The organism is Rhodoferax sp., from assembly GCF_039922535.1.
Classification (GTDB): domain Bacteria; phylum Pseudomonadota; class Gammaproteobacteria; order Burkholderiales; family Burkholderiaceae_C; genus Rhodoferax_B.
The window spans coordinates 1-10565 of record NZ_JBDTEM010000339.1; the positions used below are offsets into that span (position 1 = coordinate 1).

13 protein-coding genes and 1 pseudogene are annotated in these 10565 nt (G+C 63.3%); 9 read left to right on the forward strand and 5 right to left on the reverse strand.

Features of this window, described 5'->3' with window-relative positions; all coding sequences use genetic code 11:
- Both ABI213_RS16095 and gfa read left to right on the forward strand, forming a co-directional pair.
- Positions 1–185: pseudogene (locus ABI213_RS16095) on the forward strand (S-(hydroxymethyl)glutathione dehydrogenase); the annotation flags it as partial.
- Between the two features lie 191 nt (positions 186–376).
- Positions 377–946 carry an S-(hydroxymethyl)glutathione synthase gene (gfa, locus tag ABI213_RS16100; protein WP_348027844.1) on the forward strand — a complete coding sequence of 190 codons (570 nt, stop codon included), beginning with the start codon at positions 377–379 and terminating at the stop codon, positions 944–946.
- Between the two features lie 6 nt (positions 947–952).
- On the opposite strand, the gene ABI213_RS16105 is transcribed toward gfa, so the two are convergent.
- Positions 953–1960, reverse strand: coding sequence for a helix-turn-helix domain-containing protein (locus ABI213_RS16105; protein ID WP_348007227.1), 1008 nt, complete (start codon positions 1958–1960; stop codon positions 953–955).
- A gap of 181 nt (positions 1961–2141) precedes the next feature.
- Positions 2142–2486 carry a PRC-barrel domain-containing protein gene (locus ABI213_RS16110; protein ID WP_348007228.1) on the reverse strand — a complete coding sequence of 115 codons (345 nt, stop codon included), beginning with the start codon at positions 2484–2486 and terminating at the stop codon, positions 2142–2144.
- A 251-nt stretch (positions 2487–2737) separates the two neighbouring features.
- Here ABI213_RS16110 and ABI213_RS16115 point away from each other — a divergent pair, with 251 nt between their 5' ends.
- Positions 2738–3457, forward strand: a complete 720-nt coding sequence (locus ABI213_RS16115; RefSeq protein ID WP_348007229.1) for an alpha/beta hydrolase — start codon at positions 2738–2740, stop codon at positions 3455–3457.
- 15 nt (positions 3458–3472) lie between these two features.
- Here ABI213_RS16115 and ppk2 read toward each other — a convergent pair whose 3' ends face one another.
- On the reverse strand, positions 3473–4276 hold the full coding sequence (gene ppk2 / locus ABI213_RS16120; RefSeq protein ID WP_348007230.1) for a polyphosphate kinase 2: 804 nt from the start codon (positions 4274–4276) through the stop codon (positions 3473–3475).
- Positions 4277–4719: 443 nt separating this feature from the next.
- Here ppk2 and ABI213_RS16125 point away from each other — a divergent pair, with 443 nt between their 5' ends.
- From ABI213_RS16125 to ABI213_RS16145, 5 genes are all read left to right on the forward strand, one after another.
- Entirely contained in the window at positions 4720–5193 is a 474-nt protein-coding gene (locus ABI213_RS16125; RefSeq protein ID WP_348007231.1) for a rhodanese-like domain-containing protein, read from the forward strand.
- Positions 5193–6119 carry a serine O-acetyltransferase EpsC gene (gene epsC, locus ABI213_RS16130; protein ID WP_348007232.1) on the forward strand — a complete coding sequence of 309 codons (927 nt, stop codon included), beginning with the start codon at positions 5193–5195 and terminating at the stop codon, positions 6117–6119. Before ABI213_RS16125 ends, epsC begins: the two co-directional genes overlap by 1 nt.
- Positions 6116–6385 (forward strand): helix-turn-helix transcriptional regulator, encoded by a 270-nt coding sequence (locus tag ABI213_RS16135; RefSeq protein ID WP_315192305.1) that lies wholly within the window; start codon positions 6116–6118, stop codon positions 6383–6385. The genes epsC and ABI213_RS16135 overlap by 4 nt, the downstream gene beginning before the upstream one ends.
- Before the next feature lie 123 nt (positions 6386–6508).
- Positions 6509–7432 carry a family 2A encapsulin nanocompartment shell protein gene (locus ABI213_RS16140; protein ID WP_348007233.1) on the forward strand — a complete coding sequence of 308 codons (924 nt, stop codon included), beginning with the start codon at positions 6509–6511 and terminating at the stop codon, positions 7430–7432.
- Positions 7433–7498: 66 nt separating this feature from the next.
- On the forward strand, positions 7499–9313 hold the full coding sequence (locus ABI213_RS16145) for a family 2A encapsulin nanocompartment cargo protein cysteine desulfurase (RefSeq protein WP_348007250.1): 1815 nt from the start codon (positions 7499–7501) through the stop codon (positions 9311–9313).
- Between the two features lie 88 nt (positions 9314–9401).
- Here ABI213_RS16145 and ABI213_RS16150 read toward each other — a convergent pair whose 3' ends face one another.
- Together ABI213_RS16150 and ABI213_RS16155 are read right to left on the reverse strand one after the other, a co-directional pair.
- Positions 9402–9815 (reverse strand): PIN domain-containing protein, encoded by a 414-nt coding sequence (locus ABI213_RS16150; protein ID WP_348007234.1) that lies wholly within the window; start codon positions 9813–9815, stop codon positions 9402–9404.
- Entirely contained in the window at positions 9812–10099 is a 288-nt protein-coding gene (locus ABI213_RS16155) for a hypothetical protein (protein WP_348007235.1), read from the reverse strand. Before ABI213_RS16155 ends, ABI213_RS16150 begins: the two co-directional genes overlap by 4 nt.
- Positions 10100–10251: 152 nt before the next feature.
- On the opposite strand from ABI213_RS16155, the gene ABI213_RS16160 reads away from it, so the two are divergent.
- A partial coding sequence (locus ABI213_RS16160; protein ID WP_348027847.1) for an alpha/beta fold hydrolase occupies positions 10252–10565 on the forward strand: 314 nt, incomplete at its 3' end.

A 10565-nucleotide genomic window follows, 5' to 3' on the forward strand; every position in this document is an offset into this window, starting at 1 on the left:
GGGAAGGATCGGCCTTCGGTGGCGCACGGGGCCGCACCGACGTGCCCAAGATTGTCGATTGGTACATGGAAGGCAAGATCAGCATTGACCCGCTGATCACCCACACCATGCCGTTGGAAGATATCAACAAGGGGTTTGACTTGATGAAGCGTGGGGAATCCATCCGGGGAGTTGTACTGTTTTAGATGCGCCTGGGTTCAGCCTGTCTGCCCCAGAGATACCGCAGAACCGGCTTAGCCGGGCCGCTGGTATCGCCCCCTGCAAGGGGGTTGGCGAAAGACGCGCAGCGCTGCAGTCTGGGGGTGTTCCTATTTTTTCGGTGCGCGGCCGTTCCGCGTGGACAGTGGGCCTGGGGCACAGGCCAAGGAGACACACAATGACCCTCTTAGCATTGCACCCGGCCTTAGGCCAAAGCAAAAAACCCGGCGCGCCGGGTTTCGGCGGCGGCACGCTGACCTGCCATTGCAGCCACGATCCGGTGGTGGTGAAGGTGGACGCGCAGGTGGCGCACAACCACGCCTGCGGTTGCAGCAAGTGCTGGAAACCGGCGAATGCCCTGTTTTCCATCGTCGGCGTGGTGTCGCGCGACAAAGTGCACGTGGCTTCGCGCCCGGAGAAGCTGCACGTCGTGGACAGCAGCGCTACCATCCAGCGCCATGCCTGCAAGGCCTGCGGCGTACACCTGTTTGGCCACATCGAGAACAAAGACCATGCCTTCTACGGGCTGGACTTCATCCACACCGAGCTGTCCGCCGATGCGGGATGGACCGGGCCAGAGTTTGCGGCGTTTGTGTCGTCCATCATCGAAACCGGCACCCCGCCGGAGCACATGGCGGACATCCGCAAAGAGCTGCGCGGCGTGGGGTTGGAGACCTACGACTGCCTGTCGCCTGCCTTGATGGATGCGCTGGCCGCCCAGGTTTATAAGCTGAAAAAAGCGGCTTAAGTAGCTCTACGCCTGGGCTCCGCCAAAGCGTTCTCGGTAGGCCTGCGGCCCCACGCCCAGGCGCTTGAGGAACAGCTTGCGCAGCGACTGCTCGGAGGCAAATCCGACCCGCCCGGCGATGGACTTCAGGGGCAGGTCCCCTTCTTCCAGCAGGCGGCGGCCCGCTTCCAGCCGGGCCGATTCAATGAACTGCAGCGGGCTGCTGCCCACCTCCTTGGCAAACACGCGGCGAAAGTTGCGCTGGCTCATCGCGGCGCGGTCGGCCAGCACCGACACGTCCAGCGGCAGCGACAGGTTGGACAACACCCAGTCTTGCACGTCGCGGATGCCGGGGTGGCTGGTGTTTTGGCTGGTCAGGTGCACGCTGAACTGCGATTGCCCACCCGGGCGCTTTAGGTACACCACCAGGTCGCGCGCCACCTGCAGTGCCAGGCCCCGGCCATAGTCTTCTTCCACCAGTGCCAGTGCCAGGTCGATACCCGCGGTGACCCCGGCCGATGTCCACAAGCGGCCCGAGCGCAAATAGATGGCATCTGCCTGCACCTGCACCGCCGGAAACTTCTCGCGCAACAGGGCGGCTACGCTCCAGTGGGTGGTGGCGGGCAAGCCGTCCAGCACGCCTGCCGCAGCCAGAAAGAAGCAGCCCGAGCACAACGCCACCAGCCGCTCCATGCGCGGCGCCACGGCTGCCGCCCAGTCGACGATGGTGGGGTGCGCTGTCAGGGCCTTCTCGATGTGCCGGGCGCCCACGATGATGGCGGTGTGCGGCAGGTCGCTTGGATCGACTGCGCTGGCGGCCTGCAGCAGCATGTGGGTGTCGGATGCCACCGGGCCCGCCGCCACCGAGACGATGTTCAGCCGGTAGCCCGCAGGCCGGCCTTCTTGCACCAGGTGCAGATTGGCATATTCGAATACGCTCATCGCGCCGATGGCTTCAATGGCTTTGAAGCCGCTGTAGACGACGATGTCGACCCGGCGGGGCGTTTGTGGGGTGATGGCTTTTATGGGGCACATGGCGGGGCGTAGCTGGGGGAGTCGTGCATTGTCACGGCTCCGCAGACGGACCTCATGTTTGCGACTGGCACCCATAGAAAAGCCGCAGCCCACTATGCCGCACTCAACGTGCGTCACAGTGAACTGCGGCTTTCAGAACCGGCTTACACCACGCTTTCGCGTGGCCCTGGCAATTGAAGGTTTACATCCAGTTCACGCCGTAGTGGCCATACACCTTTTCACCGTACGCATCCGAGTATTCTGGAACCGCGTCGTTGGCGTAGCGGGGTGCGCCTTCCAGCTGGGTCTTGGTGATGGGAACCACATAGCCATCGAGCTGGGTGTCGTACTTCAGGATGCTCCAGGGCAGTGGGTAGCGGTCCGTGCCCAGGCCCAGAAATCCACCAAACTCGAGTACCGCATAACGCACCGTGCCGGAACGCTTGTCGATCATCAGGTCGTCAATGGAGCCGAGCTTGTCGCCGACGCTGTTGTACACATTGGTACCTTCTACCTTGTCTGAAGAAATTACGTAGTTGCCTGTCATCTTGCTTCTCCTAAGTCTCCAGCCGATCAACAACACGTTGACGGGTCTGAAGACTCGTTTATCCGCTGTTTGGACGGCGGTGTAGAGCGGTGAAGCTGTGGTCTGGGCGTAGGACCAGGCCGTTTGGCAGCTTGTCATAGGACATACCGTGTGGGAGTGGCGATAGACCAGGTTGCCGAATGCGGAGTCTTGTGGTCATCGGCAACGGGGTAGACGCTGCGCAGGCCGGGTTCTAGATATACCATTTGCAAATGACCCTCGTACTACTTCCCGGCCTGCTGTGTGATGCCAGCGTATGGCACGACATGCTGCCCACCCTGCAAGCGCACAGCCCGTGCCTGGTCGCCAGCTACGGCATTTTGAACACCCTGGAGTCCATGGCCGAGCAGGTGCTGCAGACGGCTCCTGCGGGCCCGTTGGCCGTGGCGGGCCATTCCATGGGGGGCCGCGTGGCCTTGGAAATGCTGCGCCAGCAGCCCAGCCGCATACAGCGCCTGGCCTTGATGGACACCGGCTTTGAAGCGCTGGCACCCGGTGGTGCGGGCGAGAAGGAGCGCGCGGGCCGCATGGCCCTGCTGCAGACCGCGCGCCAGAGCGGCATGCGTGCCATGGGCCAGCAATGGGCGCGTGGCATGGTGCACCCATCGCGGCTGGACAGCCCGCTGTTTGCGCAGATTCTGGACATGATCGAACGCAGCAACCCAGAGGTGTTTGCCGCGCAAATCCATGCGCTGCTGCACCGGCCGGATGCCACCGCGCTGCTGGGCCACATACGCTGCCCTACGCTGCTGCTGTGCGGCCAGGAAGATGCCTGGAGCCCGTTGGCCCGGCACGCACAGATGCAGGATTTGATGGTGACGGCCCCGGTGGAGCTGGTGGCCATTGCGCAGTCCGGTCACATGAGCACCATGGAGCAGCCCGATGCCGTCTGCCAGGCGGTGCTGCGCTGGCTGGACGGGGTGCCGACCTGAGCGCTTGCCGTTGCTTCAGCGAGCCAGTCGTTGATCGGACACGCAGTCGGGCGTGAACCCGAACACGATGTTACGGTCGGGCGCTATAAGGCCCTTGCTGCGGCCCGCGTAGTGCAGGCGGCACAGGATGTCGCGCATCAGGTTCAGGCGCGCATGCCGCTTACTGTCGGTGCGCACGACACTCCATGGTGCCGCTGCGGTGTGGCTACCCAGCAGCATCAAGTCGCGGGCGGTGGAATAGGCATCCCAGTGCTGGACGGCGACGGCATCGATCGGGCTGATCTTCCACTGCTTCAAGGGATCTTTTCGGCGCGCTGCCAAGCGTGCCTTCTGCTCGTCCTTGCTGATGTCCAGGTAGTACTTGAGCAGCTGGATGCCCGAGTCGATCAGCATTTGCTCGAAGCGTGGCACCGACTGCATGAACTCGTGGTATTGCGCCTTGGTGCAAAAGTCCATCACATGTTCGACGCCTGCGCGGTTGTACCAGCTGCGGTTGAAAATCACCAGTTCTTCGGCCACCGGCAGGTGCGCTACGTAGCGTTGGAAGTACCAGGCGCGCGTGTCCAGGTCCGATGGCTTGCCCAGTGCGACGACCCGTGTTTCACGCGGGCTCAGGTGGGCCACGATGCGCTTGATGCTGCCGTCCTTGCCAGCGGCATCGCGGCCTTCGAGCAAGACCAAAATGCGCTCGCCGCGGGCGATGTAGTGCCGTTGCAGTTTGACGAATTCGACCTGCAGCGCATGCAGTTCGGCCTTGTAGTCGCCACGTGAGATGTTCGGCTCAGCTGGGCTGGGCTGGTGGGTTTTGTCGGTCGCCATGGAGTTGCCTTTCGATTGAGCCCCCAAAAGACTCTGAACACGTTCTAAGGTTACCGTTGCACTGTGGCCTTGCGCTGGTTTCCCGTCTGTCTGCTAGCGCACGGAACACTGCGTGCGTTGCATTACCTAGCGTAGGTGGGTAGGTAGTTACTCTATTTTTTATAGCTTTTGATTCAGTGTCTACCAGCGCTAGAGCCTGTTTTATGGCGTAGACCGGAGTGGAGCCGACCCGCTTGGATGCATCGTGCGGATTGTCGGGCACGGTGCGCAGCTGTTCCCCGGCCGCGCTGCAATGGACTGGGTATTGCTTGATAGACGATTTCGTTGTTTAGAACTGATTTTTAAGTAGTTTGTGGTGAATGTCTATCGTCCTAAAGTGGCTGCACACCGACTCCTGCACGCTTGTGCGCAGGGTCCTGGTTCACCCCACCACAGGAGTTTCCATGCCATCCGACACCGCTGAACTGACCAGCTTGCCCCCCGAATTGGAGTCTGCCCGTGCGGTCGCTCTGTCTACCAATTTGCCCTATGCGGGCGGTGTCACCCCGGCCGTTGCCTGGCGTTTGTTTGAAGCTGGCGCGGCCCAATTAGTCGACGTGCGCACTGCGGAAGAGCGTAAGTTTGTTGGCCACGTGCCCGGCAGCGCCCATGTACCTTGGGCTACCGGCACCAGCCTGACGCGCAACCCGCGTTTCGCCCGTGAGTTGGAGGCCAAGGTCGGTGGCAAAGAGGCGGTTGTGCTGCTGTTGTGCCGCAGCGGAAAACGCTCGGCCTTGGCGGCCGAAGCGGCTGCCAAAGCGGGCCTGGCGCGTGTCTTCAACGTGCTCGAAGGCTTTGAGGGCGAGATCGACGGTCAGCAGCACCGCGGTGGCGCCGATGGCTGGCGCTTCCATAGCCTGCCCTGGGTGCAGGACTGATGGCCGCCCCGGTATTTGACGTGGGCCACATCGTGCAGGCTTTGCACGGCGTGCGGGCCGAGTGGCGTGCGGCACAGGGACGGTCTACCGAGCCCGGTGGGCGTGAGTTTCCATCGCGCAACGCGCTGGCGGGCATTGTCGAGTCGCTCAAGGGCGTGCTGTTTCCCATGCGCTTAGGTCCGGTAGACCTGCGCCAGGAAAGCGAAGATTTTTACGTGGGCTATACCCTGGATGCAGCCCTACATGGCTTGCTGGCACAGGTGCGGCTGGAGTTGCGCCTGGTGGAAGACGTGCCGGTGGGCACCCAGCCGACCCAGGTGGTGCAGCAGTTTGCCCAGGCCTTGCCCGGCATCCGCCGCCTGCTCGACAGCGATGTGCTGGCCGCCTTCCATGGCGACCCGGCGGCGCGCAGTGTGGACGAGGTGCTGCTGTGCTACCCCGGCATCCTGGCCATACTGCACCACCGGCTGGCGCACCAGCTGTATCGCCAGGGCCTGCCGCTGCTGGCGCGCATCGTGGCCGAGTTGGCGCACAGCGCCACCGGTATCGACATCCACCCCGGGGCCAGCATCGGCCCGGGCTTCTTCATCGACCACGGTACCGGCGTGGTGATCGGCGAGACAGCGCGCATCGGCCAGCGCGTACGCATCTACCAAAACGTCACGCTGGGGGCCAAGCGCTTCAGCACCGATGCCCAGGGCCACCTGGAAAAAGGCCAGCCGCGCCATCCCATCGTGGAAGACGACGTGGTCATCTACGCCGGGGCCACCGTGCTGGGCCGCGTGACGCTGGGGCAGGGCGCCAGCATCGGCGGCAATGTGTGGTTGACCCACGATGTGGCACCGGGTGCCCATGTGACCCAGGCCACGTCGCGGCAGGAACCCCGCCCCGCAGCACCCATACCGTCGGAACCTGTGCTTGCATGAGTGCGATTGTGGAGAGCCTGGGCGTGGTGGTGCGCCAGTTGCGCGAAGCCCAGGGCTGGTCGCAAGAGCAACTTGCCGAGCACTCGGACCTGAACCGTTCCTACGTGGGCGAAATCGAGCGCGGGCGGGCCATTGCATCCATCGTCACCGCCGACAAGCTGGCCCGCGCGCTAGGGGTTTCGCTGTCGGTGTTGCTGGCGCATTGCGACCAGTTCGCCCAGCGGCGCACCGCGCAACGCATCCATTTGGCGGCTATAGCATGTTGAAAGATGCCTCCAGGCACCAGACACTGCGGGCCGTTCTGACCTCTTGAACGCGGCGCGCCAGATTCCATCGGCCGCGCGCCGCCCCATCCGTTTTCTTTTCTTTTTAATCCCAGGGAGTTTTCCATGAGCAGCCAAATCACGACCCTCGGCGACAGCGCTGCACGCCAGCTAGCCAACGCGACCAAGACCGCACCCCAGCTGGAAACCATTTCGCCCCGTTGGCTTACGCACTTGCTGCAATGGGTGCCGGTGGAAGCCGGTATCTACCGCCTGAACAAGGTGAAGAACCCCGAGTCCATCAAGGTCACATGCACCGCCCGCCAGACCGAAAACCAACTGCCGCGCACCTTTGTGGATTACGAAGAACAGCCCCGCGAGTTCTTCCTGAATGCCGTGAGCACCATCCTCGATGTGCACACCCGCATTTCTGACCTGTACAGCAGCCCGCACGACCAGATCAAAGAGCAACTGCGCCTGACCATCGAGACCATCAAAGAGAACCAAGAGAGTGAGCTGATCAACAACCCCGACTACGGCTTGTTGTCGCAAGTCACCGACGCACAACGCATCTTCCCGCTGACCGGTGCGCCCACGCCCGACGACCTGGACGAGCTGTTGAGCAAGGTCTGGAAAGAGCCCGCCTTCTTCCTGGCGCACCCCTTGGCTATCGCCGCCTTTGGCCGCGAAGCCACCCGCCGTGGTACGCCACCACCCACCGTCAGCCTGTTTGGTTCGCAGTTCATCACCTGGCGCGGTGTGCCGCTGATCCCTTCGGACAAAGTGCCGGTGGCCGACGGCAAGAGCAAGATTTTGCTGCTGCGCGTGGGTGACAAGCGCCAAGGCGTGGTGGGCCTGTTCCAGCCCGGTCTGCCGGGTGAGCAAGCGCCGGGTCTGTCAGTGCGCTTCATGGCCATCAACGACCAGGCGATTGCCTCGTACCTGATCTCGCTGTACTGCTCGCTGGCGGTGCTGACCACCGACGCGCTGGCGGTGCTGGACGATGTGGAAATCGGCAAATACCACGACTACGCCGACACCTACAAGTAAGCCATGGCCAACCTTCCACAACCCAACTTGCCAGCGGGCTTGCCCGACCCGGCGGCGTTGGCGGCCATGGCCAGTGCGCTATTCCAAGCCCTGCCGGGGCAGGCAGCGCCTGGCGCACAGTTCCCGGCCAACATCGCGCCACCGGGTTCGCCCCTGTCCAGCCCGGCGGGCTTTGGCCCGAATGTGCCCGGCACGCCGATTCCGCAGGGCCAAATCCCCGGTACGAACCTGCTGCCCGCATCCCCCAGCCACGTGCTGAACCTAGGCAACCGCGCCCCCGCGCTGCTGCCGCATGCCCAGGCGGGCAATGGCGTGCCGGATAAGGCCGTGAGCGCCGTGCCCGGCTACGATCCGCGTGTGGGCGGCGTGCTGCAAGGCGTGCCCGAAGCCATTGGTTCGGGTTCGCCGTTCTACTTTGTGGCCGAAAAGCTGGGGCCGCCGCAAGGCACGCCTGGGCCTTCCAGCCTCGATGCCTTGAGCAGCCAGCCGTTCCAGCCGCTCGCCGTGCCCACGGCCAGCGCCCCCAAGGCACCGCCTGTGCCGCAAAGCACGCCCGCGTTCTACTTTGTGGATGCGGTCACGCTGCCGAATGGCTATGCCACGCCCGCGACTCCGGGGGCGCGTGAGGTGCCTGCCTACCAAGGCGGAGCCCACCCCGCGTTTGACGTGCATGCTGTGCGCCGTGATTTCCCCATCCTTTCCGAAAAGGTGCACGGCAAGCCACTGGTGTGGTTCGACAACGCCGCCACCACGCACAAGCCACAGTCGGTGATCGACCGCATCGCCTACTTCTACGAACACGAAAACTCCAACATCCACCGCGCCGCCCATGACCTGGCCGCCCGTGCCACCGATGCCTACGAGGGCGCACGCGAGCGGGTGAAAAAGTTCATCAACGCACCCGATGTGAACGAGGTGATCTTTGTGCGCGGCACCACCGAGGCCATCAACCTGGTGGCCAAGAGCTGGGGCGGCCAGCATGTGGGCGAGGGCGACGAGATCATCGTGTCCCACCTGGAGCACCACGCCAACATCGTCCCTTGGCAGCAACTGGCTGCCGCCAAAGGGGCCAAGCTGCGCGTGATTCCGGTGGACGACAGCGGCCAGGTGTTGCTGGACGAATACCGCAAGCTGCTCAACGACCGCACCAAGATCGTCGCCGTGACGCAGGTTTCCAACGCCCTGGGCACCGTGGTGCCGGTGAAGGAGATGGTGGAACTGGCCCACCGTGCCGGTGCCAAGGCGCTGGTCGATGGCGCGCAGTCCATCTCGCACATGCGGGTGGACGTGCAAGACATCGGGGCCGACTTCTTCGTTTTCTCAGGCCACAAGGTCTTTGGCCCCACCGGTATCGGCGTGGTCTGGGGCAAGCGCGAGGTGGTGGAAGACATGCCCCCGTGGCAGGGTGGCGGCAACATGATTGCCGACGTGACCTTCGAGAAAACCGTGTTCCAGCCCATCCCGAACAAGTTCGAGGCGGGCACCGGCAACATCGCCGACGCGGTGGGCCTGGGTGCGGCCATCGACTATGTGAACAAGGTGGGCATCGAGAATATCGCCCGCTACGAGCACGAGCTGGTGGCTTACGGCATGAAAGCCTTGGGGGCTATTCCCGGCGTGCGCCTGATCGGCACGGCGGCTGACAAGGCCAGCGTCATGTCTTTTGTGTTGGCAGGCTACAGCACCGAAGAAGTCGGCAAGGCTCTGAACGAGGAGGGCATTGCCGTACGCACCGGCCACCACTGCGCCCAACCCATTCTGCGCCGCATGGGCGTGGAAACCACGGTGCGCCCCTCGGTGGCGTTCTACAACACCTTCGCCGAAATCGACCAGATGGTGGAGGTGGTGAAACGTCTAGCTTCTGCACGGCGCAACGGCTAAGCGCTTCGTACTATAAAAATAAGAGCTGCCAGCGCAGGCGCTACCTGCGCTGGCAGCTATTTTTTTATAAATTTTGAGCTACCTCAATTTAACCGGGAACCTGGACTACCCGCACATCCAGCTGCGCCAGCTTGGTAAACGCTGCGTCACCTGTCACAAAAATCACGCCCGTATCCCATTCCAGCGCGCTGGCCGCTTGCAGGGCATCTGGCGTTTTGAGGCTGTGGCGGGCGCGCAGGTAGGTGGCCAGATCCACCACGGCGGGGCTGAGCTCCAGAATCTGCACGCTGGCAAAAAACGCGTCGTAAGTGGTCAGGGTGGCGGTGTCGGATTCGCGCAGTGGTTTGACCCGACATTCAAGTAACGACAGGCGGGACACCGCAAGCTCCACGGATGGCTGGCGGTGGGTGAGCTGCGCCAACAGCGTCGTAGTCGCGGAACGAAAGGGCGCGGCCCCTTCAAAGCGGTAAATCAGCGCGCAGGCATCCAGAAACAGCCTCACCGCCCACTCCAGCCCTCGGTGGCCTCGGCCATGCGCGCTTGCAGGCCTGCAGCATCCAAGCCGTCGGCCGCTGCGTCTTGTTGCAACAGGATGTCCAGGGCCTTGCTGCGCGGAGGAGGGGCGCTGCGCTGGGCCTGCGCCAGCAGCTGCGCATAGTCTTCGGGGCGCAGCAGTACCGCACCGGGGCGGTTGCGCTTCATGAGATGGACGGGCCCGATGGCGAGCAGTGCGTCCAGCGCGGCAAAGCCACTGCGCTTGATGTCGGCGACAGTAACAATATTCATAATGGACCCTTTTTCATTACTGATAACGGTACTTGTATTGTAGAGCCTTGCGCCGTTTTGGGACTCAGACCTTTTGGTTCTGAGCTCATGCGCATAAGCAAACCACGATTGCGTCGTTTGTTTCTGTGTCGGTTTTACCCACAATCCGGGCCATGACAACGCCCCGCATCCTCATCATCCCCGGCTGGCGCAACTCCGGTCCCGGTCATTGGCAAAGCCTGTGGGCCGAGCAGCTTGCCGGGGTGGAGCGGGTGGACCAGGACGACTGGATCGCCCCGTCCCGCACCGCCTGGATCGCCTCCATCAGCCAGGCCATCCTGGCCCGCCCCGGCCCGGTGGTGGTGGTGGCGCACAGCCTGGGCTGCATCGCGACGGCGCATTTGCCAGCTGAAGCGGCAGCGCGCATTCATGGTGCGTTGCTGGTGGCCCCGATCAACCCGGAACGTCGCGCTGTGCTCAGCGTCTT